27 protein-coding genes, 1 tRNA gene and 1 pseudogene are annotated in these 23,854 nt (G+C 64.0%); 13 read left to right on the top strand and 16 right to left on the bottom strand.

All coding sequences use genetic code 11. The features are described from left to right. Positions 1 to 292: 292 nt before the first annotated feature. The 6 genes and pseudogenes from KDC96_RS03585 to KDC96_RS03560 all read right to left on the bottom strand — a co-directional run bounded on the left by KDC96_RS03585 (position 293) and on the right by KDC96_RS03560 (position 4,729). Positions 293 to 1,254: pseudogene (locus tag KDC96_RS03585) on the bottom strand (carbon-nitrogen hydrolase family protein). A gap of 4 nt (positions 1,255 to 1,258) precedes the next feature. Beyond that, positions 1,259 to 1,762, bottom strand: a complete 504-nt coding sequence (gene rimM / locus KDC96_RS03580) for a ribosome maturation factor RimM (RefSeq protein ID WP_212450764.1) — start codon at positions 1,760 to 1,762, stop codon at positions 1,259 to 1,261. A gap of 108 nt (positions 1,763 to 1,870) precedes the next feature. Beyond that, the gene (rpsP, locus tag KDC96_RS03575; protein ID WP_212450763.1) at positions 1,871 to 2,494 is read right to left on the bottom strand and encodes a 30S ribosomal protein S16; all 624 of its coding nucleotides are present in this window, start codon (positions 2,492 to 2,494) and stop codon (positions 1,871 to 1,873) included. A gap of 50 nt (positions 2,495 to 2,544) precedes the next feature. Then, entirely contained in the window at positions 2,545 to 3,972 is a 1,428-nt protein-coding gene (gene ffh / locus KDC96_RS03570) for a signal recognition particle protein (protein WP_212450761.1), read from the bottom strand. A 178-nt stretch (positions 3,973 to 4,150) separates the two neighbouring features. Next, a tRNA-Ala gene (locus tag KDC96_RS03565) sits at positions 4,151 to 4,226 on the bottom strand. A gap of 161 nt (positions 4,227 to 4,387) precedes the next feature. Continuing rightward, positions 4,388 to 4,729, bottom strand: a complete 342-nt coding sequence (locus tag KDC96_RS03560; RefSeq protein WP_212450759.1) for a TIGR02300 family protein — start codon at positions 4,727 to 4,729, stop codon at positions 4,388 to 4,390. A gap of 147 nt (positions 4,730 to 4,876) precedes the next feature. On the opposite strand from KDC96_RS03560, the gene aroA reads away from it, so the two are divergent. From aroA to KDC96_RS16670, 8 genes are all read left to right on the top strand, one after another. Continuing rightward, positions 4,877 to 6,196, top strand: coding sequence for a 3-phosphoshikimate 1-carboxyvinyltransferase (aroA, locus tag KDC96_RS03555; RefSeq protein ID WP_212450757.1), 1,320 nt, complete (start codon positions 4,877 to 4,879; stop codon positions 6,194 to 6,196). Beyond that, entirely contained in the window at positions 6,193 to 6,468 is a 276-nt protein-coding gene (locus KDC96_RS03550; protein WP_212450755.1) for a permease, read from the top strand. The genes aroA and KDC96_RS03550 overlap by 4 nt, the downstream gene beginning before the upstream one ends. Further along, positions 6,465 to 6,674, top strand: a complete 210-nt coding sequence (locus tag KDC96_RS03545) for a hypothetical protein (protein ID WP_212450753.1) — start codon at positions 6,465 to 6,467, stop codon at positions 6,672 to 6,674. The genes KDC96_RS03550 and KDC96_RS03545 overlap by 4 nt, the downstream gene beginning before the upstream one ends. Beyond that, positions 6,671 to 7,300 (top strand): (d)CMP kinase, encoded by a 630-nt coding sequence (gene cmk, locus KDC96_RS03540; protein ID WP_212450751.1) that lies wholly within the window; start codon positions 6,671 to 6,673, stop codon positions 7,298 to 7,300. Before KDC96_RS03545 ends, cmk begins: the two co-directional genes overlap by 4 nt. A gap of 208 nt (positions 7,301 to 7,508) precedes the next feature. After that, on the top strand, positions 7,509 to 9,215 hold the full coding sequence (gene rpsA, locus KDC96_RS03535; protein ID WP_212450749.1) for a 30S ribosomal protein S1: 1,707 nt from the start codon (positions 7,509 to 7,511) through the stop codon (positions 9,213 to 9,215). A gap of 95 nt (positions 9,216 to 9,310) precedes the next feature. Continuing rightward, entirely contained in the window at positions 9,311 to 10,066 is a 756-nt protein-coding gene (gene gloB, locus KDC96_RS03530; RefSeq protein WP_212450747.1) for a hydroxyacylglutathione hydrolase, read from the top strand. Positions 10,067 to 10,073: 7 nt separating this feature from the next. Further along, positions 10,074 to 10,976, top strand: coding sequence for an NADPH:quinone oxidoreductase family protein (locus KDC96_RS03525; protein WP_371815524.1), 903 nt, complete (start codon positions 10,074 to 10,076; stop codon positions 10,974 to 10,976). After that, positions 10,907 to 11,053 (top strand): hypothetical protein, encoded by a 147-nt coding sequence (locus KDC96_RS16670; RefSeq protein ID WP_371815545.1) that lies wholly within the window; start codon positions 10,907 to 10,909, stop codon positions 11,051 to 11,053. Before KDC96_RS03525 ends, KDC96_RS16670 begins: the two co-directional genes overlap by 70 nt. Positions 11,054 to 11,194: 141 nt before the next feature. On the opposite strand, the gene KDC96_RS03520 is transcribed toward KDC96_RS16670, so the two are convergent. From KDC96_RS03520 to KDC96_RS03485, 8 genes are all read right to left on the bottom strand, one after another. Continuing rightward, positions 11,195 to 11,728: a hypothetical protein gene (locus KDC96_RS03520; RefSeq protein ID WP_212450745.1), complete on the bottom strand. Its 534-nt coding sequence runs from the start codon at positions 11,726 to 11,728 to the stop codon at positions 11,195 to 11,197. Next, positions 11,721 to 12,215, bottom strand: a complete 495-nt coding sequence (locus KDC96_RS03515; protein WP_212450743.1) for an ATPase — start codon at positions 12,213 to 12,215, stop codon at positions 11,721 to 11,723. Before KDC96_RS03515 ends, KDC96_RS03520 begins: the two co-directional genes overlap by 8 nt. Before the next feature lie 79 nt (positions 12,216 to 12,294). After that, positions 12,295 to 12,522 (bottom strand): F0F1 ATP synthase subunit C, encoded by a 228-nt coding sequence (locus KDC96_RS03510; RefSeq protein ID WP_212450741.1) that lies wholly within the window; start codon positions 12,520 to 12,522, stop codon positions 12,295 to 12,297. Positions 12,523 to 12,573: 51 nt separating this feature from the next. Continuing rightward, entirely contained in the window at positions 12,574 to 13,332 is a 759-nt protein-coding gene (locus KDC96_RS03505; RefSeq protein ID WP_212452356.1) for a F0F1 ATP synthase subunit A, read from the bottom strand. A gap of 78 nt (positions 13,333 to 13,410) precedes the next feature. Further along, positions 13,411 to 13,737 carry an AtpZ/AtpI family protein gene (locus tag KDC96_RS03500; protein WP_212450738.1) on the bottom strand — a complete coding sequence of 109 codons (327 nt, stop codon included), beginning with the start codon at positions 13,735 to 13,737 and terminating at the stop codon, positions 13,411 to 13,413. 242 nt (positions 13,738 to 13,979) lie between these two features. Beyond that, a complete protein-coding gene (locus KDC96_RS03495) occupies positions 13,980 to 14,360 on the bottom strand; it encodes a YdbL family protein (RefSeq protein ID WP_371815544.1) in 381 nt (126 codons plus the stop codon). 46 nt (positions 14,361 to 14,406) lie between these two features. Next, positions 14,407 to 14,583 (bottom strand): YnbE family lipoprotein, encoded by a 177-nt coding sequence (locus KDC96_RS03490; RefSeq protein WP_371815543.1) that lies wholly within the window; start codon positions 14,581 to 14,583, stop codon positions 14,407 to 14,409. 83 nt (positions 14,584 to 14,666) lie between these two features. After that, positions 14,667 to 17,903 (bottom strand): YdbH domain-containing protein, encoded by a 3,237-nt coding sequence (locus tag KDC96_RS03485; protein WP_212450732.1) that lies wholly within the window; start codon positions 17,901 to 17,903, stop codon positions 14,667 to 14,669. A gap of 76 nt (positions 17,904 to 17,979) precedes the next feature. On the opposite strand from KDC96_RS03485, the gene radC reads away from it, so the two are divergent. Further along, positions 17,980 to 18,726, top strand: coding sequence for a DNA repair protein RadC (gene radC, locus KDC96_RS03480; protein ID WP_212450730.1), 747 nt, complete (start codon positions 17,980 to 17,982; stop codon positions 18,724 to 18,726). 27 nt (positions 18,727 to 18,753) lie between these two features. On the opposite strand, the gene KDC96_RS03475 is transcribed toward radC, so the two are convergent. Then, positions 18,754 to 19,764: a DoxX family protein gene (locus tag KDC96_RS03475; RefSeq protein WP_212450728.1), complete on the bottom strand. Its 1,011-nt coding sequence runs from the start codon at positions 19,762 to 19,764 to the stop codon at positions 18,754 to 18,756. A gap of 70 nt (positions 19,765 to 19,834) precedes the next feature. Continuing rightward, positions 19,835 to 20,434 (bottom strand): hypothetical protein, encoded by a 600-nt coding sequence (locus KDC96_RS03470; protein WP_212450726.1) that lies wholly within the window; start codon positions 20,432 to 20,434, stop codon positions 19,835 to 19,837. 208 nt (positions 20,435 to 20,642) lie between these two features. On the opposite strand from KDC96_RS03470, the gene purB reads away from it, so the two are divergent. From purB to KDC96_RS03450, 4 genes are all read left to right on the top strand, one after another. Further along, positions 20,643 to 21,953, top strand: a complete 1,311-nt coding sequence (gene purB, locus KDC96_RS03465; RefSeq protein WP_212450723.1) for an adenylosuccinate lyase — start codon at positions 20,643 to 20,645, stop codon at positions 21,951 to 21,953. Between the two features lie 96 nt (positions 21,954 to 22,049). Beyond that, positions 22,050 to 22,451, top strand: a complete 402-nt coding sequence (locus KDC96_RS03460) for a LapA family protein (protein ID WP_212450721.1) — start codon at positions 22,050 to 22,052, stop codon at positions 22,449 to 22,451. Next, the gene (gene pyrF / locus KDC96_RS03455; protein ID WP_212450719.1) at positions 22,448 to 23,122 is read left to right on the top strand and encodes an orotidine-5'-phosphate decarboxylase; all 675 of its coding nucleotides are present in this window, start codon (positions 22,448 to 22,450) and stop codon (positions 23,120 to 23,122) included. Before KDC96_RS03460 ends, pyrF begins: the two co-directional genes overlap by 4 nt. Positions 23,123 to 23,131: 9 nt before the next feature. Further along, complete coding sequence (locus tag KDC96_RS03450) at positions 23,132 to 23,764, top strand: phosphoribosylanthranilate isomerase (RefSeq protein WP_212450717.1); 633 nt, start codon at positions 23,132 to 23,134, stop codon at positions 23,762 to 23,764. The last annotated feature ends 90 nt before the right edge of the window (positions 23,765 to 23,854 follow it).

The following is a 23,854-nucleotide window of genomic DNA, read 5'->3' as shown; positions in this document are numbered from 1 at the left end:
GCACGATACCAGCGAGAGAACCTCTGACCGATCAAGAACCCTAGAATTGCTCCCACAGGTTGCCACCGAAGCCATTCAAAGGCTTGCCGGTATCCATAAGTTCGACCGTAATCGAACATGCCAAGCCCCCAGAGGGCAAGCCCTCCCACTGGCAAAATCGCTGGAATGACCCACTCGGTCTCGACCCGGCTCAGTTGGCGGAGCACATGACGATAGGAACGGAGATATATCCAAACGACGATCAGTTGTACCGCGCTACCAGACAGCCAAATCTGCACGATATGCGTCAAGTTCATCGTTCGCGGCCCCGCCAATTCACCCCATCCTTCGCTCGCGTATCGACGATGAGCTCAAAAACATCGGGCCGCGAGTAGTGACCGTCGGTGTCAAGGCTCGCCAGTCCCTGTCCGATTTCGCTTAGGTCCAATTCGGCGTGGAGGATTTCCTCGCCCTCACCCGCCTGCGCCAACACCCGCGCATCGGGAGCAATAATCATTGAGCCGCCTCGGTTGAGCTGCTCGCCTTCAATGGCATTGAACAGAGCGAGCGCCTCGTCGTTGCCTCCCACTCGTTCCAACCCCTCGAACAGATCATCGCGATGCTGCACCAGTCCTGCGGCCAGCACAAAGCACCGCCCTCCATCGCGTAATGCCTTGAGGCGAGCGCATATTCCTCGCGCACGGTCGGCCACGCTGCCACGTGCACGCTCTCGCCCAGATTGTGCATCGCCGCGCGGGCCAGGGGCATCCAGTGCTCCCAGCAGATCAGGTTGCCCGCCCGGCCCCATTCGGCCTGATGCACTCCGAGCGTCGAGCCATCGCCGCGCATCCAGATCAGACGCTCGCCGTGGGTCGGCACCAGCTTGCGGTGGTCGAGCGGCGCTTGGCCGGGGCGAAACAGCAATTGGTTGTTGTAAAGGCTCTGCCGCACCCGCTCATGCGCGCCGATGGAGATGCACGCGCCGCTACCGTCGCACAGTTCCTGCAAGGGCAGCAGCCGCTCGTCATTGGCGACAATCGCCTGTTCGAGCATGATCGCATGGCAGGCCTTGGTTCCCGGATGGTCCCACAGCGCCGCGCCCGGAGCTTCATCCAGCCACAGCGGATAGCCGCCCAGAAACGTCTCGCCGAACGCCACGAGCCGCGCCCCGCCCTCGATCGCCTCGCGCGCAAGGCGGGTGGCTTTCTCGATGCCGCCAGCGAAATCGAGAGGCACCGGCGCGGCCTGGCAGATGGCGACGGGAAGCTGGGTCATGCCGCTATTCGTCGGCGAAACCGGCTGCGATCACAAGTTTTTCCGTGTCCCAGTCCAGCACCGCCGCTTTGGTCATCGGGACCATGAAGGTCTTCATGCCCTTCGCAGGCGCAGGGTCCTTTTCGATCTCGACAATATCGGTCGCGCCGAAATTCTGAACCGCGATCACCCTGCCCACATGCGCGCCCGCGTCGGTCATCGCACGCAGCCCGATCAGGTCGGCGTGGTAGTACTCGCCTTCTTCGAGGGCAGGCAAGCCGTCACGCGGGACTGTCAGCACGGTCCCTCGCAGCTTTTCCGCCTCGGTGCGATTGGTGGCCTCGGCAAACCGCGCCACCGCCCCGCCCTTGGTGTCGGAGCGGATCTTGCGAAGCGTCAGTGCGCCGCCATTGAACGCAGTGTGCCGGGAAAGCGCCTCGACACCCTCCCCGAACAATTTGAGGCGCACCTCGCCCGCCACGCCATGCGCGCCGGTGATGGCGGCGAGTTCGATCTGGTCCTCTGCCATGTTCAATGCTCCGCTCGCCCCGAGCCTGTCGAAGGGCCGTACTTCACTTTCGCAGAAAAGAACGGTGCTCCGACAAGCTCAGGACGAGCGGTTGGTGGCATAGTTTGCTTACTCGGCCTTATCGTCTGCTGCGTCTTCGCCGGCATCTTCCTTGGCGTCTTCAGCAGGCGCTTCTTCGACAGGACCGCCTTCGGCTGCCTGCTCGGCCATCGCCGTCTTGTCTTCGTCGGTCGCGTCGGCCGGGGTTTCCTCCTCGACAGCATCGGCGACCGCTTCTGCGGTCTCTTCGGTCTTGACCGAACCGGTCGCGTCGTTCTCGGTCGTATCGCTATCGGCCGGCGCATCGGCTTCGGCCGCGGTTTCTTCCTCGGCAGACTTCGCCGCTTCTTCGGCTTCAGCCAGCTTCGCAGCCTTCTCTTCGGCGCGTTCCTTGGCGTTTTCGCCCGGTTCGCCCTTCTGCGGGTTGTTGCGAGCCGGACGTTCCATGATGCCGGCGGCATCGAGGAAACGCAGCACGCGGTCGGACGGGGTGGCACCGACGCCGAGCCAGTACTTGGCGCGGTCTTCGTCGAGCTTCACACGGTTTGCGTCGTCCTTGGCGAGCAGCGGATTGTAGGTGCCGATCTGCTCGAGATACTTGCCGTCACGCGCCGCACGCGAGTCGGCCACGACGATGCGGTAGTAAGGACGCTTCTTTGCGCCACCGCGCGAAAGCCGGATTGCAACTGCCATTGTAGATTACCTTTCGATTCCAAACTGATGATATTTCGAACGTTCTGAATTCACTTCTTGGGGTTGGGTCCGCCCAGGCCGGGAAGACCGCCGGGCATGCCGCCCGGGCCGCCCATGCCGGGCAGTCCCATGCCCGGGCCGCCGCCAAACATCGCCGCGAGGCCTTTCAGCCCGCCCATCTTCTTGATCTGTTTCATCGCGCGGCTCATTTCCTGATGCATCTTCAGCAGCTTGTTCACCCGCTGCACATCGGTGCCGCTGCCCGCCGCAACGCGCTTCTTGCGCTTGGCATTCATGAGCGCAGGATTCTTGCGCTCCTTCTCGGTCATCGAACCGATGATCGCATCCATGTGGACCAGCACCTTGTCGTCCATGTCGGCAGCCGCCATCGCCGCCTTGGCCTTCTTCATGCCCGGCATCATGCCCGCCAGCATGCCGAGGCCGCCCATGTTCTGCATCTGCTTCAACTGCATGCGCAGATCGTTGAGGTCGAACTTGCCCTTCTCGAAGTTGCGGGCGAGCTGTTCGGCCTCTTCTTCCTTGATCGTCGCCGCAGCCTTTTCGACCAGGCTGACGACGTCGCCCATTCCGAGGATGCGATCGGCGACGCTGCCGGGGCGGAAGGTCTCGATCGCGTCGAGCTTTTCGCCGGTACCGGCAAACTTGATCGGCTTGCCGGTGACCGCGCGCATCGACAGCGCCGCGCCGCCGCGCGCATCGCCATCCATGCGGGTCAGCACGACGCCCGTAAGCGGGACTTCGTCGGTAAAGCTCTGCGCGACGTTGACCGCGTCCTGACCGGTGAGCGAATCGACCACCAGCAGCACTTCGGTCGGGGTCGAAACCTGCGAAACGGCCTTCATTTCGGCCATCAGCGCTTCGTCGACATGCAACCGGCCCGCGGTATCGAGCAGCAGCACATCGAAATTCTGGAGCCGCGCCGATTCCATCGCGCGCCGGGCGATATCGACCGGCTGCTGGCCTGCGACGATCGGCAGGGTCGCCACATCGACCTGATCGCCCAGCACCGCGAGCTGTTCCTGCGCCGCCGGACGGTTCACGTCGAGCGAGGCCATCATCGCCTTTTTGCCGTGTTTTTCGCGCAGCAGCTTGCCAAGCTTGGCTGTGGTGGTCGTCTTGCCCGAGCCCTGCAGGCCGACCATCATGATGACGACCGGCGGCCTGGCTTCGAGGATCAGGCCTTCGGTCTCGTGCCCGCCGAGCGTTTCGACCAGCTCGTCATGCACGATCTTGACGACCTGTTGGCCCGGCTTGATCGATTTGAGGACGTCCTGGCCGATCGCCTTTTCTGTGACCGCATCGATGAAGCGGCGCGCGACCGGCAGCGCGACGTCGGCTTCGAGGAGCGCGATCCGGACTTCGCGCATCGCATCGCGAACGTCCTGTTCGCTCAGCGAGCCGCGACCCTTGAGCTTGTCAAAGACGCCGCCAAGGCGGTCGGACAGATTGTCAAACATCGTCTTCAACTCCTCTCAAGCGAACGCCCGAGCCTTTGTCTGGTCGCTTCCCGAACCGAAGAAGTGGTGCCCACCTTCTCCGGGAAACTCCCGTAAACGCGAAAAACGCCGGCGGACGAAAACTCGTCGGCCAGCGTGCGGAATTCCTCGACAGAAGTCCGGCTTTTGCATCATTCAATGGTGGAGCCTAGCGGGATCGAACCGCTGACCTCAACACTGCCAGTGTTGCGCTCTCCCAGCTGAGCTAAGGCCCCGTATCCATCGATTTTCAGCCCTACCAAGATAAGGCCAAGCCCCCGCTTTCGCAAGGAGCGCGCGCTTTATGGGCGCTGCGATAATTTGGCAAGCCCAAATTCTCGCGGACCCTCATGCGTCGGACGGCGGACTGACGCGCGCCCGGATGGGCGCGCGCGCATCAATTGTCGTCGTCGTCGTCGTCGCCCTTGCCCTTGGCCACGCCAAGGTCGTCGTCGCCGCCGAGGTCCACATCGTTATCGGGCGAATCGTCGTCGTCGTCGATGTTTTCGATGTCCTTCAGTTCATCGTCGTCATCGCCGCCGAGATCGCTGTCGGGCTCGGCGTCCTTCTTCTTCTTTTCTTCCTCGAACGGGATCGGTTGCTTGGTCTTGAGCACCGGTTCGGGAGTCCACTCGTCCCCGCATTCGATGCAGGTCACGGGATCATCCTTGCCCAGATCGTAAAAGCGTTCCCCGCATTTGGGGCAGGAACGCTTGGTGCCCCATTCTGGCTTCGCCATTGATTAATCCTTGGTTGTGCCCGCGAGCCCGGCGGGCGCTTGAATTCGCAAATTTGTGGGACCGGCCTCGACCACATTCAAGGTCCGGAATCAAGATCGCGGCGCGCCTTGCCAGACGCGAGAGGCGCTGTCAAAGACCGCCGCGCTATGGGCAGCCAAACCTTTTCCCTATCCGGACCGCTGCGGGGCCGCCTGCGCGTGCCCGGCGACAAGTCGATCAGCCACCGCGCGCTGATGTTTGCGTCGCTCGCGGTGGGTGAAAGCACGATCGAGGGACTGCTCGAAGGCGAGGATGTGCTCGCCACCGCAGCGGCGATGCGCCAACTCGGCGCCGAAATCGTGCGCGGCGACGACAGCGTGTGGCGCGTGCACGGCGCAGGGCTTGGCAGCCTGCTGGAGCCGCATCAGGCGCTCGACATGGGAAATTCCGGCACGTCGACCCGGTTGCTGATGGGGCTTCTCGCCAGCCACGGCTTTCTGGCGACCTTCGTCGGCGATGCCAGCCTGTCTGGCCGCCCGATGAACCGCGTGATCGAGCCGCTCAGCCTGATGGGCGCGAGTTTCGAAGCGTCGAGCGGCGGCACCCTGCCGCTGCTGCTGCGCGGTGCCCTGCCCGCTGTCCCGATCCGCTACCGCCTTCCCGTCGCGAGTGCGCAGGTCAAAAGCGCCGTGCTGCTCGCCGGCCTCAATACGCCAGGCATCACGACCGTGATCGAACCGGTCGCTACGCGCGATCATACCGAGCGAATGCTGGCCGGGTTCGGCGCTACGCTCGAGATCGGCGAGGAGAATGGCGAACGCGTCATTGCGATCCACGGCGAAGCGGACCTGCGGCCCCAGCATGTCGTTGTGCCCGGCGATCCCTCCTCGGCGGCATTCTTCATCGTCGCCGCCCTGATCGTGCCGGGCAGCGACCTGGTGATCGAGAATGTCGGCATGAACGCGACCCGCTCCGGAATTATCGAGGCGCTCAGGCAAATGGGCGGCAATATCGAGGCGCTGGATCCGCGCGAAGTCGGCGGCGAACCGGTGGCAGACCTTCACGTCAGACACTCGCCGCTGACCGGGACCCAGATCGACCCCGCGCTTGCCCCCAGCATGATCGACGAGTTTCCCGTGCTGTTCGTCGCCGCAGCGCTGGCTGACGGCAAAACCGTCACGACCGGCCTCGAAGAATTGCGCGTCAAGGAAAGCGACCGGCTGGCGACGATGGCCGCCGCGCTGACGCTGGCCGGCGCGCGTGTGGAGGAAAAAGAGGACGGCCTTGCCATCCACGGCACCGGCGGCGAACCGCTTCCCGGAACGCCGGATGGGGCGTCCGTGGAGACGAAGCTCGATCACCGCATTGCCATGAGCATGGCCGTGGCAGGCCTTGTGAGCAGCGGCGGCGTGACCGTCGACGATACTTCGCCGATTGCGACGAGCTTTCCGACCTTCATGGACCTGCTGGCGAAAGCGCGCGCATGACCAGCGAGGCGCTCGACATCTACAGCTTGATCGGCTTCCTCGGCACCGCCTGCATCATCGGTGCCTACGCCTACCTGACCTATAGAGACGATCCGAACCCCTATATCCTCCACGGCACCAACCTGATGGGCGCCGCGTTGCTGACGATTTCGCTGCTGGTCCACACCAACTGGCCCAGCCTTGTGCTCGAAGGGTTCTGGGCCGCGATAGCGATCTTCGGTCTGGTCAAGGCCGGCCGAAGGCGAACGAAGACGGTCGAGACGCCTTCGTGATCCGTCGCCGCATCTTTGCCGCGATCGCGCTGGCCGTCTTCGCGATCGGTTCGGCCCTGTTCTGGAACGATTGGCAGTTCGACCCGGTCCTGCTCGGGCTCAACGTGCTAGTGGCCTGTGTGGGCTTCTTCATCCTGCATCACCGCTGGAAACGGCAGGAAGCGCGAGCGATGACCCCCAAGAGGGCAAAGGACGTATTCTCATGATCATCGCCGTCGATGGTCCCACCGCGTCGGGCAAGGGCACCATCGCCAAACAGCTCGCCGCGCATTTCGGCCTCCCCTGCCTCGACACCGGCCTGCTTTACCGTGCTGTCGGCTACCAGACGTGGCTTAATGGCGGCGATCCCGACAGCGAAGCCGATGCGCTCGCGGCCTGCACCTTCGCCGACGAGCTGCTCGACGATCCAGAGCTGCGCACCGAAGAGACCGGCGGTCTGGCGAGCCGCGTCTCGGTGCATCCCGGCGTGCGCAAGGCGCTGTTCGAGCGCCAGCGCGCTTTCGCCGAACAGCCTGGGGGCGCGGTGCTCGACGGGCGCGATATCGGCACCGTGATTGCCCCCGACGCCGATGTGAAGCTGTTCATCACCGCCAGCGTGCAGGAACGCGCCCGGCGGCGCTGGCTCGAGATGACCGGGCGAGAGATCGAAATTCCGCTCGCCGAGATCGAGCAGGACGTGGTTGCCCGCGACGCCCGCGACATCAATCGCAAGGACGCACCGCTCAAGGCCGCGCCCGATGCGATGGTTATCGATACGACCAGCTTCGACCGCGATCAGGCCTTCGAGGTCGTGCTCGAGGCGGTCGAGCAGCATCTGGGTGGGAACACCTAAAATCCTTGCTTTGCGCCGCGTCTTCGCCTAGGCGCGCCGCCGTTCTCGCAATCATTTTCGGTTGAAGGAACCTTCGCGGCGGCATCCGGCCCTGTGGAGACGTCGGCCTCTTGCCCCGCCAACCTGCGCAATGGTGCACAGGAAGCGGTGAAAGACCCCGGAAAAACCGGTGGCCGGTAGCAAATGTAGACAAGGGAATTTCCCAATTATGGCGACTTCGCCCAACCCAACGCGCGACGATTTCGAAGCGCTCCTCAACGAACAACTCGGCGGTGCAGACGATGGCGGCTTCGAAGGCCGCGTCGTGAAAGGCACCGTGACCGCGATCGAGGCCGGGATGGCCGTGATCGATGTCGGCCTGAAATCCGAAGGCCGGGTCAACCTCAAGGAATTCGCCCGCGGAGAAGACGACCATGGGCTCGAAGTCGGCAGCGAAGTCGAAGTCTATGTCGACCGCGTCGAAAACGCCGATGGCGAAGCCATGCTCAGCCGCGACCGCGCCCGCCGCGAAGCCGCCTGGGACAAGCTCGAAAACGAATTCGGCGAAGGCAAGCGTGTCGAAGGTCGCATCTTCGGCCGGGTCAAGGGCGGTTTCACCGTCGATCTCGATGGCGCCGTGGCGTTCCTTCCCGGCTCGCAAGTCGATATCCGCCCGGTGCGCGATGTCACCCCGCTGATGGACATGCCGCAGCCGTTCCAGATCCTGAAGATGGACCGTCGCCGTGGCAACATCGTCGTCTCGCGTCGCGCCGTGCTTGAGGAAACGCGCGCCGAACAGCGCAGCGAACTGATCGACCAGCTGGCCGAAGGCCAGGTGATCGACGGCGTTGTCAAGAACATCACCGATTACGGTGCGTTCGTCGACCTCGGCGGTATCGACGGCCTGCTGCACGTCACCGACATGAGCTACAAGCGCGTCAACCACCCGAGCGAAATTATCGAGATCGGCCAGACCGTGACGGTGCAGATCGTTCGCATCAATTCGGATACGCAGCGCATCAGCCTCGGCATGAAGCAGCTCGAAAGCGATCCGTGGGATGGCGTCGCGGCGAAGTACCCGGTCAACATGAAGCTCAACGGGACAGTCACCAACATCACCGAATACGGTGCGTTCGTGGAGCTCGAACCGGGCATCGAAGGCCTGGTGCACGTTTCGGAAATGAGCTGGACCAAGAAGAACGTCCACCCGGGCAAGATCGTTTCGACCTCGCAGGAAGTCGAAGTGATGGTGCTCGAGGTCGACAGCGACAAGCGTCGCATTTCGCTAGGTCTCAAGCAGGCCCAGCGCAATCCGTGGGACGAGTTCGCCGAGAAGCATCCGATCGGCACCGAAGTCGAAGGCGAAGTCAAGAACGCCACCGAATTCGGCCTGTTCATCGGGCTGGACGGCGATGTCGACGGCATGGTCCACATGTCGGATATCGCCTGGGGCATTTCGGGCGAGGATGCGCTGGCGCTCCACCGCAAGGGCGAAATGGTCAAGGCCGTCGTGCTCGACGTCGATGTCGACAAAGAACGCATCAGCCTCGGCATGAAGCAGCTTGAAAAGGGCGCTCCGACCGAAGCCGGTGCCGCCGCTGCCGGCTCGCTGCGCAAAGGCCAGACCGTCACCGTCACCATCCTCGAAGTGCGCGATGGCGGGCTTGAAGTGCAGGTCGGCGACGACGGTGCGACCGGGTTCATCAAGCGCTCGGATCTCGGCCGCGACCGCGACGAACAGCGTCCGGATCGCTTCCAGGTCGGCAGCAAGGTCGATGCGATGGTCATCGGCTTCGACCGTTCGAAGAAGCCGAACTTCTCGATCAAGGCGCGTCAGATCGCCGAAGAGAAGGAAGCGGTGCAGCAGTTCGGTTCGTCCGACAGCGGCGCATCGCTCGGCGACATCCTGGGCGAAGCGCTCAAGAAGGGCGAATAAGCCCCTTCCCTCGCACACGCGCAATCAGAAAGGCCCGCTTGCAGCGATGCAGGCGGGCCTTTCCTATTCCGGCAGGGAAGCGTAAACTGCGATCCATGCTAACAGTCCACCAATTCCCTTGCCTGTCCGACAATTACGGATTCCTGCTCCACAATTCGGTCACGGATGAAACCGCCGCGATCGACACGCCCGATGCCAAGGAATACCTGAAGCAAGCCGAAGCCAAAGGCTGGACTATCACCCATATCTGGAACACCCATTGGCACCCCGATCATGCGGGGGGCAACGCGGAGATCGTTGCCGCCTCCGGCGCGCGGGTGATCGCACCGAAGGAAGTCGAAAAGCTTTCTCCGATCGACCGGGTGGTAAGCCATGGCGACACCGTCAATCTCGGCGAGCATCAGGCGAATGTGATCGATGTGTCGGGCCACACCAACGGCCACATCGCCTATCACATCGTCGAAGAAGGCATCGCGTTCGTTGGCGATGCGGTGTTCGCACTCGGTTGCGGGCGGATGTTCGAAGGCGAACCCAAGCAGTTCTGGACCAGCTTGGAGCGGATCAAGCGCATGTCGACCGCCACCACGCTGTATTGCGCCCACGAATACACCGAAGCGAACGCCAAGTTCGCGCTCCATGCCGATCCCGAGAACGATGCGCTGCATGCCTATGTCGAGGAGATCAAGGACAAGCGATCGCGCGGCGAACCCACGGTGCCAACAGTCCTCAAGCGGGAACTCGCCACCAATCCGTTCCTGCGTGCCGACGATCCGGACATGATGGCACGCTGGGGCGGCAGCGAACCGCACGAGACCTTCGCCGCGCTGCGCTCCGCCAAGGACAATTTCTAGCCGTTCGATGCAAGCACTGATGGTCGAACGCCTGTCCGACGACCTGTCGGGCGTCGCACTGGTCGATGTGCCAGCGCTTTCGCGCATGCCCGGTGAAGTGCTTGTAAGGGTGCGCGCCGCTTCGCTCAACTTTCCCGACCTGCTGATGACGCGCGGGGAATACCAGCTCAAACCCGACCTGCCCTTTATCAGCGGGCTGGAACTGGCAGGCGAAGTAATCGAAGCCGATCCGGACAGCGGCTTTGCGCCCGGCGACCGCGTGATGGGCGGGAACAAGATCGGGGCATTCGCGCAGACCGCCAGCATCCCGGGGCGCGGATTGTCGCCCGTGCCCGAGCGGCTGAGCTTCGGGCAGGCCGCAGCGATGGGGGCTGCTTATTCGACTGCCTATACCGGCCTGGTCGAATTGTCCGGATTGCGAGAAGGCCAGTGGGTGCTGATCCACGGAGCGAGCGGCGGCGTCGGCCTCGCGGCGGTCGATCTCGCCAAGGCGCTGGGCGCAAGAGTGATTGCCGCGACCGGAGTGGAGGCGAAGGCGGGACGAATTGCCGAGCTTGGCAAGCCCGATCACGTGATCCTGTCTCAGGGCCGCTTCAGGGAACAGGTCGCCGCCATCACCGACGGTGCCTTGTGCGACATCGTGTTCGACCCGGTGGGCGGCGACGTGTTCGATGAATCGACCCGCTGCGTCGCGTTCGGCGGCAAACTGGTGGTGGTCGGCTTCACCGGCGGTAGGATAGCGGAGGTCGCGACCAACATTCCGCTGATCAAGGGATTCTCCATCGTCGGCCTGCGCGCCGGCGAATATGCGCGGCGTTTTCCGGAACGGGGGCGGCGATCATTCGCGCCCTTGCCGAACTTGCCGAGCAGGGACGGATCGATCCCGCGATCGATCGCCTGCTACCCCTGAGCCGATGGCGCGACGGGTTCGAGGCGATGGCGAGGCGCGAACTGGTCGGCAAGGTGGTGTTCGATCCGGGCACCTGACGGTTTGCGGGTCGCCGCGCGGTCGGGGACCTCGGGCAGTCGGAGAGGGACGGTCTCGTTCGCGAGAACTCACACGATGCGATCGAAAAAGGGCGGCCCGCAAGGACCGCCCTATTTCTCGTCAGGATTTGAGCCGCACGCTCAGAGCGTGGCGATTACCTCGTCCGCCAGCTTGCGGTCGGCGGCGCTGTCGTGCCGCTCTGCGATCAGCTTGCGCGACGCCATGGCTGCAGCCTCGGCTGCGCGGGCGCGGACTTCCTCCACCGCTTCGCGTTCCGCCGCGGCGATCTTGTCCTCGGCCATCCGTTGACGCCGCGCGACCATGCGCTCGGAGTCTTCCTTGGCCTTGGCAAGGATCGCTTCGGCATCGCGCTGGGCATTCTCGACCATCGCCTCGGAGTGCTTTTCGGCATCCGCGAGCTTCGCCGAATATTCGTCGCGCAGGGCTTCGGCCTCCGCGCGCAGGGCCTTGGCTTCGTCGAGCTGCTGCTTGATCTGCGCGATCTTGGCGTCGAGACCACCTGTGATGAGGCCCGGCACCTTCTTCCAGATGACGACCGCGATGAGCACCAGCATGGCCAGCGAGACCCACTGATAATCCTCGAGAAACAGCGCCGACGGCGCAGCCTTGCCGTCTTCGGCAGCGCTGGCGAGCAGGGTGAGAATATCAGCCATGGGCGAGCGCCTCCTTCACGGCAGCCTTGGCCGCCGCCTGATCCACCGTGGTCCCGGCGAGCCGGGCGACGATGTCCTGTGTGGCTTCGGCGGCGACGCTTTCGATCTCGGTCATGGCGCTTGCGCGTGCCGCCGCGATCTCCGCTTCGGCTTCGGCAAGCTTGGCGTCGAGCCGGTCCTGCGCCTTGGCCACCTTCTTTTCGGTCGATGCCGCAGCCTTGGCCTTGGCTTCCGCGATCAGGGCCTGCGCCTTCGCGCGATTCTCGTTCTCGCGTTCGCGCCAGGTCTCTTCCTGCTGATCCGCCGCATCGCGCGCTGCCTGAGCGGCGGCGAGGTCGTCGGCGATCTGCTTGTCGCGCAACTGGACCGTGCCCATGACCTTGGGCACCATCCCCCGTCCGATCAGGAAGAAGGTGATGCCGAAGAACACCAGCAGCCAGAATATCTGGCTGGAATAGGTTTCTGCAAGCTGCGCTATCTGGGGCATGGACCGGGTCCGCGGATGATGATCAGGATGGGCGGCGGAACCGGGCGGTCGTCCCGCCCGGTACGCCAGCCCGGAGACGTCAGGCGACGAAGATCAGGATCATCGCGACGACGAACGCCAGCAGGCCGAGAAGTTCGGCGGCGGCGAAGCCGATGAACAGGCGACCCTGCTGACCGTCGGCCGCACCCGGATTGCGCAGCGCGCTTTCGAGGAACGAACCGAACACGTTGCCCACACCGGTTGCGGCAAGACCGGCGCCGATAGCTGCAAGGCCTGCACCGATGAGCTTGGCTGCTTCAGGTTCCATTTTTGAAAACTCCTTTGAATTCGAAACTGTTGGAATGAAAAGTCGTGAAACTCAGTGAAGATGCTCGGCGTCGTTGATGTAGAGCGACGTGAGCAATGCGAAAACGTAAGCCTGGATGCCCGCTACCAGGATTTCGAGCGCGCTGATCGCGATCATCAGCGCAAAGCTGGGGACGCCGATCAGGCCACCGTACACCGCGCCCGCATTCACGCTGTCGATGACAAAGCTCGACAGCACCTTGAGCAGCACGTGGCCGGCCATCATCGCCACGAACAGTCGCAGCGCGAGGCTGAACGGGCGGACCATGAAGGAAATCAGCTCGATCACCGGGATCAGCCACATCAGCCACAGCGGGGTCCCGTGCGGCACGAACAGGCTGAAGAACTTGAGTCCGTGCTTCCAGAAGCCGACGATCAGCACGATCGAGAAGCTGAGCACGGCGAGCACGCCGGTTACGGTGAAGTGGCTCGTGAACGTGAACGGGTGCAGGCCCAGGACGCCGATCGGCATCAAGCCGAGCAGGTTGGCAAACAGGATGAACATGAACAGGCTGAAGATGTAGGGCACGTATTTGCGCCCTTCCTTGCCGACATTCGCTTCCAGCATGTCGTCGATGAATCCGGTGAAGCTTTCCACCGCCATCTGCCAGCGACCGGGCACCAGTTCGCGCTTCATCCCGCCGTACACGAAGATCCACAGCAGGACGACGGTGATCGCCATCCACAGCGCGGAATTGGTGAACGCGATGTTGAAGCCAGCGATTTCCCAGCCTTGCGAGCCGAACAACGGCTCGATCTGGAACTGCTTCATCGGATCGACTTTGCCCTGTTCGGCTGCCACGTTGTCGGTCCCTGATATCCTGATATGAAACGCGCCCCGATGCCGGATCTATTCCGGGTCCTCGGGGCGTGTGTTCGCCGCACGAATGATGTTTCTGAAGGCGACGCCGATCCCAAGGAACAGCCCAGCCAACAGACCCCAGGGCGTGGTACCGACCAGTGCGTCAAACGCCCAGCCGATCACACTTCCGCCGAGAATCCCGCCCAGGAGGTCCGCGAGCACCCGGTTGCCAGCGCGATAATTCGCATCGGCCCCCTGCACTTTCGGTCGGTTGCGATTCTCTTCGCGCTCGGTTGCGGCCTTGAGCCGCCGTTCGAGCGCGTCGATCCGCGCATCCTCGGCAATGGATTCCCGTGCGGGCTTTTCGTCACTCATGCCGCTATCCGTAGAATGGAACGCAGACACGCGCAAACAAAGCGCCCGCCGAGGGCGCGGACCCCTTAGAAGGGGGGTAGGTTCAAGTCAACCGCAGGGCTGTGCAGATTACGCACGTGATATTGTCCGCTTCGCATCCCCGAAACGAAATCCTCGCGCCTTCGGGGAAGGCAGCAGCCGATCAGGCCTGCGGACGCATATGCAAGGAAACCACAAGCCGAATGGCGCGCAAAAAACCAATTTTACGGACAACGCGGATCGCGGTCGGGGGCGGCGCTGGTGCGGGTTTTCCAGGTGCCGTCGGGTGCCATGTATTTCTCGCCCGGTTCGGTACGCAGGATCGCCTGACAACCCGCGGTCAGCGCATAGGCCTCTAGCGTCGCGCTGTTCTCCTGCGCCTTCTGCGAATAGACCGCGCGGCGTTTGATATTGATGTCGTCGACCAGCCGCTGAAGCGCGGGCGTACGTTCGCCGACGATGCCGAGATAGCCATCGGGCTGTTCGCCGACCTGCCCCCCTGCGCGTGCTGCGGCATAGGCGGGGTCGCGCTGCGCAAGCGCTGGCACCGCGACGGCACCCAGCAGGGCCGCGCCCGCAGCACCGGCCAGAACGATTTGACGCATGGTATTCATTTCTCTTCCCTTTCGCGCGACCGGCGATGGCAGCGGATCAGAAAATGTCCGCGTTCTCGTCGATCGTGTTGGCCGCGTCTTCCGCCAGCCGGTAAATCACTTCCTGCCGGATATTGATATTGAGCTCGATCACGATCGGCTCATCGGGAGCGGTGACATTGATGCACCCTGTCAGCAGTCCTGCCGACAGCATCGCCGCACCCGCAGCTATCATTCCGGTCGTCCGCACCATTCCCCCCGCCTGACTAGTTGATCCGTGTCTGGCATCGGGCGTGGATGTGGTCAATTTCGCAGCTCTCATGGCAATTCCTCGCTTTCGGGAGGTTGAACGGTCGATTCATCGGGGCGTATCACTTCGGCGGCGGCGTCCGGGGGTGGTTGCTCCGGCGCGTCGGATGGCGGCCTGGGATTGCGGCTGGTCGGAACGAATCGCCCGTCGCGCGCATCGAACAGCCCGCGATCCACCGGATTGCCGAGGAAGGTGGGATCGAAGAACGAGCGAACGACGGTCGAAAGTTCGTAGAAATTCTCGGCTCGCACGTTGATGTTGAAACGGATCGGCAGCCTGGCCAGCTGGCGGGTCACGAAATTGCGGGTGGTCCCCTCGCCCTGGCTGATCCCGTCGAACTTGAAACTGGTGATGATCTCCCCGGCAAGATCGCCGCTCAGCCCGACGCTCATCTGCGTGTAATCGAGCGAGCGCAGCGCCTGGAACGCGTAATTGCCCATCGTGCCAAGGTCTTCGTAGGTGAGTTCACCGATGTATGCGACGTTGCCACCGGGCGATCGCGAAATCAGCAGACCCTCCTCGATCCGGCCGTTCCCGATCGTGTCGAACACCACCGGGATCGTGCCGTCGAACGTGCCGGTCGCGCTGACATTGGTCAGTTCCATCTGCGTGATGAACTTTGCGGCATCGAGCCCGACGATCTCGAACACGTAGCGTGCCGCGTTCGATTCGCCGTAATCGAGCGTAACCGGGCGCAGGATCAACTCTCCGCCCATGAACGGCCAGCGGGCGTCCTCCACCGAAAGCACCTGTCCGTCGCGCAACTGGAAGACGACCCGCCCGCCGATCACCTCGATCCCGGGATTGACCGAGCCGACTTCGAGCACCTGTCCCGGCGCGGTCGTCATTCCCAGCAGATCCGAAAACGCCATCGTCCCGCGCACCGAACTGACCGGACCGAAGGCCGCAGCGAAATCGAACCGGTCGGTGGTGAAGCTGCCGGTGCTGGCGATGTCGTCGGCGGTCCAGGTGATCAGGCCCTCGCCCGCGATGGTCCCCGAAGCCTGGGCGATAACCCCGCTCGCCAGATAGCTCAGCTGGTCGGGCTGGAGCGCGTCGTCGAACCGGACGCCGGGAATATCGAGCCGCGCCTGCCCCGTCCCGCTTCCCAGATCGTGCGCGATCGCGACCGAAGTGATCAGGCGGTCGGCATCGGGTTCGCGCAGATCGGCCTGCGCGGCAATCGCGTTGCCATCGAGCGTGAGCGTGGCATCGCGCGCAAACAGCGGTTCGAAGCGCGCAAGCACCCCCTCCTCCGTCCGTTCGGTCAACCGAAAGGCCCCGCGATCGAGCGAAAGGACGCCATCCGCGTAGCGCCAGTCGCCTGCCAGTTCGTCGAGGTCCAGCGGTACGATGTCGAGCCGGGCCGTGCCATCGGCAAAGGCGCCACCGATCGTGTCGTCGATACTGCCATCGAACCGCGCGGCGGTGAGCCGCACCGCTTCGCCGCTGGCACCAATCACCACCGAAAGATCGTCAAGCCCGAAAACCCCGGGATAGGCGAACGATGCACCATCGGCATCGAGCTTCAGGGGCGATCCCGCCAGCGCCCCGGTCAGCGCCAACCGGCCGGTCGTCGCGCGGACGCTGAGCGCGTCGTCATAAGCAAGGATGGCACGGCCCGCTTCGGGGCAAAGCGCGATCCGGCGACCGTCGAGCGCGACCTCGTAATACGACAGGCGCGCAAAGCTGACCGTGGTGCAGCGGCGGCCCAGTGCGAGCCCCTTCCCCGGCGACCATGTGCCCTCGACCGGTACGACCAGCCGCTCGACCGCGCCGCCCGGCACGGCACCGTTGGCCGCAACCCGTCCATCGAAGCTCAGGCTGCCATCGGCGCTGCTGCGCACCAGCAGTTCGGGCACCGCGAGCCAATTGGACCCCGCCCGGTATTCCTGCATGGCGAGACGCAGGGCGAGATCGCCGCCGCCCAATTGCTCCATGCGGCCGGTGAGGCGGGGCAATCCCTCTCCGCCGGTCGCGATGTTTGCGCGCAGCCGCCCGCCAGCGCTCCAGCTCAGACGTGACACAGCCGCCAAGGTCTCGCCGGTGCTGCCGCGCAGGCGCGCCTCGGGAACGATCAGGGTCAGGCCGTCCCCGGACTGTCGCACCGTCGCATCGGCAACGATGCTGCCGTTATTGGCAGCCCGCGCCAGACTGCGCTCCATCTTGACCAGCAACGGCCCCGCGAAGGTACCGTCCGCTGCCGCCCGCGCCTCGGCCAGTGCAGAGCGATTTCCGAGCGGCAATCGCGCCCCCTCGCCCTCGATCCGCGTGGTCCATTCGCTGCGCAGCGGATCGCCGGCCGCGCGAAGTTGTCCGTCGAGCGCGAGCTCGGCAAGATCGCCGTAGGGCGATGTCAGCGCGGTTGCGGTCAGCGCGTGGCGCAGCGCCAGCCCGCCATCGCCCCAGCTGAGTGCCGCGTCGCCCCCGACCGCGTCGACCGCCACTCCGAACCCGCTGAGTTCCGATCCGGTCAGGCCAAACTCACCGTCAACCGCCGTGAACTCGCGATCGAGCGACAGGTCCGCCGCGATATCGAGCCGCGCGAAGCGTGCGCTGTCGCACTCGCCGCCGCGCAGGCGCACGGGGCCGGAATAGCTCGGCGCGCCGTCGGCCGTAGCAATGTCACCGTAAAGCGTCGCCACCTCGAACCGGCAACCGGCAACCGACATTCCCGGGGAGGTCGCAGCGATCGTCCCGCTGAAGCCATCCTGGAGCGGCCCTTCGCCGTCGAGCTTGATCCCCACCACGCCGAAGTCGCCATCGATCCGCGCACGGCCATCGACGATGCTGACATCGTAGGGCGGCAATCCCGCAGGCTCATCGGTCTCGGCGAACAGCAGCGGGTCGAGCGTGCCAAAGCTAAATTCGCCTTCGCGGAAAGTCCCGAACAGCCGCGCGCCGGTGATCGCGATCCGCCCGAGTTCAGCCGTGCCGAACCCGTATTCGAGATCGACCACCACCCGCTCGGCGGTGAAGTCCGGGGCTTCCGGGTCGCCAATCACCAGATTTTCGAACACCTGCTGCTGCGGCCCGATCGAGACGATCTCGTAGGTCGCCGTCATGCCGTTCTGTCGCAACACATCGTCGATGATGTCGCCGGCGATCTGTTCGCGCCCGGTCCACGCGCCCGAGCCGACGATCAGCAGCGTTGCGAGCAGGATGATCGCGGTCCGCCATCTCTTGCGTCGCGGCCACCATCGCCGTCGTTTGTCGATATCTCTGTCTTGTTCGGCTGCCGCCATCGTGACCCACACTTGCGCGCAACGTTTGCCAAAGGCAATGAATGCCGCGCACAAATAATCTTTGTCGGGAGGATGCTTGCCGCAAGCTGAAGACAGTTTCGACTTCGGTCAGGAGAGCGCCGCAGAGGCGGGGCATGGGTCCGATTCGGGCAAGCTTGCCGGCAGAGGCCACCGCGCCCGATTGCGCGAGCGTTTGCTGAAAGGCGGTGCGGAGGCGCTCGCCGATTACGAGGTGCTCGAATACCTGCTGTTCGCAGCGATCAAGCAGGGTGACACGAAACCGATGGCCAAGGCGCTGATCAAGCAGTTCGGATCGCTGGCGGGAGTGCTCAATGCCGATCCCGCGGCGCTCCAGCGGGTCAAGGGGGTCGGCGAAACGAGCGCTGCGGCGCTCAAGAGCGTGGCGGTGGCTGCGCGACGCATGGCGCGCAGCGAGGTGGTGCAGAAGCCGGTGCTCGGATCGTGGCAGTCGCTGCTCGATTACCTCGCGATCGACATGGCGCACCTGACGGTCGAGCGGGTGCGTGTGCTGTATCTCGACACCAAGAATCGCCTGATGGACGATCACCACGTCGGCGACGGTTCGATCGACGAGGCGACGATCCATCCGCGCGAGGTCATCCGCCGCGCGCTCGATCTCGGTGCCAGCGCCCTGATCCTCGTTCACAACCACCCGAGCGGCAATCCGGAGCCCAGCCGCGCCGACATCCAGATCACCCAGCGGATTGCGGAGGCCGGTCGGTTGCTGGGCGTGACGGTGCACGATCATGTGATCGTCGGGCGCGAAGGACACGTTTCGTTGCGCGCGAAAGGACTTATCTAAACCCTGATCCATCCGGGCGAGCGGTGTTCAGGATCGTCTGAACACCAGCATCCCGGCGATCCGCCTCCCGCCCCGCCACCACTGTTTCAGCGTTGCGAGCCATAGATCCGGATCGTCGATATTCACCTTCTCGCCCGCCGACGTAGGGTAGCGCTTTCGCAGCCAGCCTTCGACAAGGTCATCGACCGACCACGGCCCCGCGCCCCGTGCCTCGTACACGCCCAGCAACAGCACCGGGTAGAACGTGACGTCCGGATGGACGCCCGAGATCATGAACGCGGCCACCACGAATGTCAGCGCGTAGGATACCGGACTCGCCGCCGTTCCGGTGATGAGCAACACCGCAAACAGGATCGCCAGCCACGCCGGCAATCCGGTGAAACTGGTGATCGGCAGCCACGTGGCAAGCCAGATCGGCGGGTCGAAGACCTCTGCCAGCGCAAGCAGCGCGATCCCCAGCCAGACCCGCATGGCCACAACCACCAGCGGGCCGGCGCGGGCGCGAAGCCAGGCCCCGGCGCGCACGGCCAGCGTGACGGGACCCGATTTGCCGCTTGTGAACCCGCGCACCCACAGTGCGTCGAGCGAAATCGCTGCCGGACCCGAAACCAGATACCAGATCAGCATCGCGATCAGCATCAGATTGGTGGTGGTCGGGATGTAGACAGTGTGGGCCACGATCGTCAGCGCGGCGAGCGCCAGCGCTGCCGGGCGGGTCATCAGGCCGATTGCAAGCAGCATAGGAGCGACCAGCTCGATCGCGAGCCCAGTCGCCGCCGCCGCGTGAGCGGAAAGCCAGCTGACCGGGTATTCCTCGGCAGCGAGATAGACCGCCTTGTCCCAGTCTGACGCCTTGACCCAGCCTGATCGCAGGAACGCGATCGCAATGAAGATGCGCATGGCGAAATCGGTAAAGGGCCAAAACAGCACGGCGCTGCCCGAATACAGGGAGCGCAGGCGCTCTCCCCAGCCCGGTGCCGGGCCAGGCACCGACGCAGTCGATGCGCCGGCTGGCGAGCCGAACCCGTGGTTGCTCATCGCATGTCCTCCTGCCTCCCGGTTCGCGCACAACCGGGATTGGTTACAACGGAGGGTGGGGTTGGGGAAATCAGACCCGCTGGCAATACCTGGAACGTTTGACGGTTGCGACCTGGCTCGCCGAAAGCTCCGGCGGGTTCGTCGATATGCTTGACGTCGGCGTGCTCATAAGATTTCGCGTTCCACTTTCGTGCGTAAGACCCAGCACATGGCCGACTTCATGCGCCAACGTCCACAGAGACCCGGCGGCGGCGACCACGCAGGCTCCCCGATCTGCCGGATGCGAGGCGCAACCGGCGAGGCGTGTCCCGTCTTCCTTGCGAACATTCTCGACCCACACAGCCAGGATGTTTCGGGGCGGAATGCTCTGAATATCTCCGATCCCGAACATAGCGCTCTGCTGGGCTGTCATCGTGGGATTGAATGTGCCCTGGTTCATCAAACAGGTCCCGACATTCACGTTCACGAGTTCGACGCACTGCGTTGCGGTATCGACCGCCTGCGGCATGCTCATCCCGCTTTCGAACGAAATGCAGATGCCGTGCGGACCATAGGTTCGTTGCGCGTTGGCCAGCGCGCTGAATTCGGAAACGCGCGGCATTCCCAGACTGCGCAGGTGCAGCCGTACGATATGATGACATTGATTGCCTTGCTCGTCCCGGATTGGCATTGGTGGCTCCCATCTTTCTGAAAGCGACCCGGACAAGCGCCGATCTTTCCGACCGGTCGATTGGCGCGAATGTGCCCTACCGACGGGCGATTGTAATGTAGAAACACGCCAAGTTTCGCGATCACGCGACGCGTCGGTCGAGTCGAGTTGACAGCACCTGCACCGGACCGTAGCCGCGCCCCGGCCCAACCCTTGGAGAATTCAGTCGATGGTCCCGCGCTACGCCCGCCCCGAAATGTCCGCCCTCTGGGAGCCGGAGGCGAAATTCCGCATCTGGTTCGAAATCGAGGCGCACGCCACGCAGAAACTGGGGGAACTCGGCGTCGTGCCGGAAAGCGCGGCAAAGGCGCTGTGGGACTGGTGGGCCACCGATCCCAAAATCGATGTCGAGGCGATCGATGCGATCGAAGCGGTGACCAAGCACGACGTGATCGCGTTTCTCACCTGGGTGGCCGAACAGGTCGGCGACGAAGCGCGGTTCATGCACCAGGGCATGACCTCCTCCGACGTGCTCGACACGACGCTGTCGGTGCAGCTGGCGCGTGCTTCGGACATCCTGCTGGCCGATCTCGATGCGCTGCTCGCAGCGATCAGGACGCGCGCGGAGGAACACAAATACACCCCGACCATCGGGCGCAGTCACGGCATTCACGCCGAACCGGTGACCTTTGGGCTCAAGCTCGCGCAGGCCTATGCCGAGTTCGACCGCTGCCGCGAGCGGCTGATCGCCGCACGCGCGGAAATCGCGACCTGCGCGGTGTCGGGCGCGGTCGGCACCTTCGCCAATATCGACCCTGCGGTCGAAGCTCATGTCGCCGAGCAGCTCGGCCTCACCCCCGAACCGATCAGCACGCAGGTGATCCCGCGCGATCGCCATGCGATGTTTTTCGCAACGCTCGCCGTGATTGCAGGCAGCATCGAACGGCTCGCGGTCGAAATCCGGCATCTTCAGCGCACCGAAGTGCTCGAGGCGGAGGAATATTTCTCTCCCGGCCAGAAGGGCTCGTCGGCCATGCCGCACAAGCGCAACCCGATCCTGACCGAGAACCTGACCGGACAGGCACGCATGATCCGCGCCTATGCCCTGCCCGCGTTGGAAAACGTGGCGCTGTGGCACGAGCGGGACATCTCGCATTCCTCGGTCGAGCGGTTCATCGGCCCGGACGCGACGATCACGCTCGACTTCGCGCTCGCCCGCCTGACCGGGGTGGTTGAGAAGCTGCTGGTCTATCCTGATCGGATGCAGTCCAATCTCGATGCGATGGGCGGGCTGGTCCATTCGCAACGCGTGCTGCTCGCGCTAACCCAGGCTGGAGTCAGCCGCGAAGACGCCTATCGCCTGGTCCAGCGCAATGCGATGAAGGTTTGGGAATCCAACGGTATCATCTCGCTGCTCGATCTGCTCAAGCAAGACGAGGAAGTGATCGCTGCGCTGTCCGCTGCCGAGCTCGAGGAGAAATTCGACCTCGAATACCATTTCAAGCACGTCGACACGATCTTCGAACGGGTCTTCGGTTAGGTCCGCTGCATGGGTGAATCCGGCTCAATCGCTAGACTCGCCAACCAAAACGCTTAAGTCTCTGGCGAGAGCAGAGGAATAGAGGGAACGCTTCCCATGCAGATTGTCCGCACCATCATCTGGGTCCTGATCCTGTTCGTGATTCTGGCCTTTTCGTTCTTCAACTGGGAATCGGTCGAAGTGACACTGTGGGACAATCTGGTGCTGGAGACCAAGATCCCTGCGCTGGTGATCATCGCCTTCCTCCTCGGTCTCGTCCCTACCTGGCTGTATCACCGCAGTGTAAAGTGGAGCCTCAACCGGCGCATCCGCAGCCTCGAAAGCGCCGCAAAGTCGAACGCGCTCGCACGGCGTCATGAGCCCGTGCCCCCGCAGGCTGGGGACAACCCTGTTGAAAACCCTGCGGAAGACCCGGCAGCACCGGTGGATAACTTTGCCCCTTCACCTGAGCCGACGACGCCAGCGACGCCTGCAACCGGGGATGCCGGGCGCGAATGAGCAACCCTGTCTACCTCGCGCTCGACCTGCCGCAGATCGAGCCAGCCAAGGCGCTGCTGCACAAGGTCAAGGCGCATATAGGCGGCGTTAAGCTCGGCCTCGAATTCTTCTGCGCACATGGCGGACACGGGGTCCACGAGATCGCGCGCATGGGGCTGCCGGTGTTTCTCGACCTGAAATTCCACGACATTCCCAACACCGTTGCCGGCGCGATGCAGGCGATCCACGTATACGAACCCTCGATCGTGACCATCCATGCAGGCGGCGGCCGCGCGATGATGGAAGACGCCAAGGCGGCGGCGGCGGAAGGGTGCAAGGTGGTCGGCGTGACCATGCTCACCAGCCTCGATGAGAAGGATCTGGCGCGCACCGGGGTCGACGGCTCCCCGCGCGATCACGTCATGCGGCTCGCAGAACTGGCGGAAAAGGCCGGGCTCGACGGGATCGTCTGTTCCGGCCAGGAGGTCGGCGAAGTACGCAAGCAGTGGAAGGATGGTTTCTTCGTCGTTCCCGGCCTGCGTCCCGGCACCAACGGCATCGGCGACCAGAAGCGGATCGTCACCCCGCGCAAGGCGCGCGACGACGGGGCCAGCGTGCTGGTGATCGGTCGCCCGATCAGCCGCGCCGACGATCCCGAAGCCGCAGCAAGGGCAATCGAAGCCACGCTCTAGAGCAAGACAATGCCGATCCAGATCAAGATTTGCGGACTGTCGACGCCCAAAACCATCGAAGCCGCCGTCGGCGCGGGTGCGACGCATGTCGGCCTCGTCCATTTCGACAGGAGCCCGCGCCACGTCTCGCTCGACGATGCCGCGCGGCTGCGCAGACTGGTGCCGTCATCGGTCAAGGCGGTGGTGCTGCTGGTCAATGCCGACGTGAAGACGACCGGTAACGTGATCGAGCAGGTCAAGCCCGACGTGATCCAGTTCCACGGCAAGGAAACGCCCGAGTGGATCGAGCTGGTGCGGACCAAGTCCGGGGTCGAAACGTGGCGCGCGCTCGGAGTCAAGGACCGCGACACGCTGTTCAATTCGCGCCGGTTCGAAGGCGCGGTCGACCGGCTGCTGTTCGACGCGCCCGCCAAGAAACTGCCCGGCGGCAATGGCGAAACCTTCCGTTGGGAATTGCTGGCGGATTTCGAGCACCGCATTCCGTGGGGCCTCGCGGGCGGACTGACGCCCGACAATGTCGCCGATGCGATCCGCGCTACCGGAACCGAGCTGGTCGATGCCTCGTCGGGCCTCGAAAGCGCGCCCGGCGTCAAGGACGTGGACAAGATCGCGGCGTTCTGCGAAGCGGCTCGAAACACCTAACCATTCCCGTTCGCCCTGAGCTTGTCGAAGGGCCGTACTTTTTCTTTTCCTGCTGGGCCGGAAGTGAAGAACGGGGCTTCGACAGGCTCA

The sequence above is a fragment of the Erythrobacter sp. JK5 genome (assembly GCF_018205975.1).
GTDB lineage: Bacteria > Pseudomonadota > Alphaproteobacteria > Sphingomonadales > Sphingomonadaceae > Erythrobacter.
This window is presented reverse-complemented; position numbering and strand designations above follow the sequence as displayed.

Coding starts and splice junctions, on each gene's coding strand:
- KDC96_RS03560 (WP_212450759.1), bottom strand. CDS start 4,729: ATGGCGAAGCCAGAATGGGGCACCAAGCGTTCCTGCCCCAAATGCGGG.
- KDC96_RS03460 (WP_212450721.1), top strand. CDS start 22,050: ATGCAGATTGTCCGCACCATCATCTGGGTCCTGATCCTGTTCGTGATT.
- purB (WP_212450723.1), top strand. CDS start 20,643: ATGGTCCCGCGCTACGCCCGCCCCGAAATGTCCGCCCTCTGGGAGCCG.
- KDC96_RS03510 (WP_212450741.1), bottom strand. CDS start 12,522: ATGGAACCTGAAGCAGCCAAGCTCATCGGTGCAGGCCTTGCAGCTATC.
- rpsA (WP_212450749.1), top strand. CDS start 7,509: ATGGCGACTTCGCCCAACCCAACGCGCGACGATTTCGAAGCGCTCCTC.
- aroA (WP_212450757.1), top strand. CDS start 4,877: ATGGGCAGCCAAACCTTTTCCCTATCCGGACCGCTGCGGGGCCGCCTG.
- gloB (WP_212450747.1), top strand. CDS start 9,311: ATGCTAACAGTCCACCAATTCCCTTGCCTGTCCGACAATTACGGATTC.
- ffh (WP_212450761.1), bottom strand. CDS start 3,972: ATGTTTGACAATCTGTCCGACCGCCTTGGCGGCGTCTTTGACAAGCTC.
- rimM (WP_212450764.1), bottom strand. CDS start 1,762: ATGGCAGAGGACCAGATCGAACTCGCCGCCATCACCGGCGCGCATGGC.
- KDC96_RS03500 (WP_212450738.1), bottom strand. CDS start 13,737: ATGAGTGACGAAAAGCCCGCACGGGAATCCATTGCCGAGGATGCGCGG.
- KDC96_RS03450 (WP_212450717.1), top strand. CDS start 23,132: ATGCCGATCCAGATCAAGATTTGCGGACTGTCGACGCCCAAAACCATC.
- rpsP (WP_212450763.1), bottom strand. CDS start 2,494: ATGGCAGTTGCAATCCGGCTTTCGCGCGGTGGCGCAAAGAAGCGTCCT.
- pyrF (WP_212450719.1), top strand. CDS start 22,448: ATGAGCAACCCTGTCTACCTCGCGCTCGACCTGCCGCAGATCGAGCCA.
- KDC96_RS03475 (WP_212450728.1), bottom strand. CDS start 19,764: ATGAGCAACCACGGGTTCGGCTCGCCAGCCGGCGCATCGACTGCGTCG.
- KDC96_RS03505 (WP_212452356.1), bottom strand. CDS start 13,332: ATGAAGCAGTTCCAGATCGAGCCGTTGTTCGGCTCGCAAGGCTGGGAA.
- cmk (WP_212450751.1), top strand. CDS start 6,671: ATGATCATCGCCGTCGATGGTCCCACCGCGTCGGGCAAGGGCACCATC.
- KDC96_RS03520 (WP_212450745.1), bottom strand. CDS start 11,728: ATGGCTGATATTCTCACCCTGCTCGCCAGCGCTGCCGAAGACGGCAAG.
- KDC96_RS03515 (WP_212450743.1), bottom strand. CDS start 12,215: ATGCCCCAGATAGCGCAGCTTGCAGAAACCTATTCCAGCCAGATATTC.
- KDC96_RS03495 (WP_371815544.1), bottom strand. CDS start 14,360: ATGCGTCAAATCGTTCTGGCCGGTGCTGCGGGCGCGGCCCTGCTGGGT.
- KDC96_RS03525 (WP_371815524.1), top strand. CDS start 10,074: ATGCAAGCACTGATGGTCGAACGCCTGTCCGACGACCTGTCGGGCGTC.
- KDC96_RS03490 (WP_371815543.1), bottom strand. CDS start 14,583: ATGATAGCTGCGGGTGCGGCGATGCTGTCGGCAGGACTGCTGACAGGG.
- KDC96_RS03470 (WP_212450726.1), bottom strand. CDS start 20,434: ATGCCAATCCGGGACGAGCAAGGCAATCAATGTCATCATATCGTACGG.
- KDC96_RS03550 (WP_212450755.1), top strand. CDS start 6,193: ATGACCAGCGAGGCGCTCGACATCTACAGCTTGATCGGCTTCCTCGGC.
- KDC96_RS03485 (WP_212450732.1), bottom strand. CDS start 17,903: ATGGCGGCAGCCGAACAAGACAGAGATATCGACAAACGACGGCGATGG.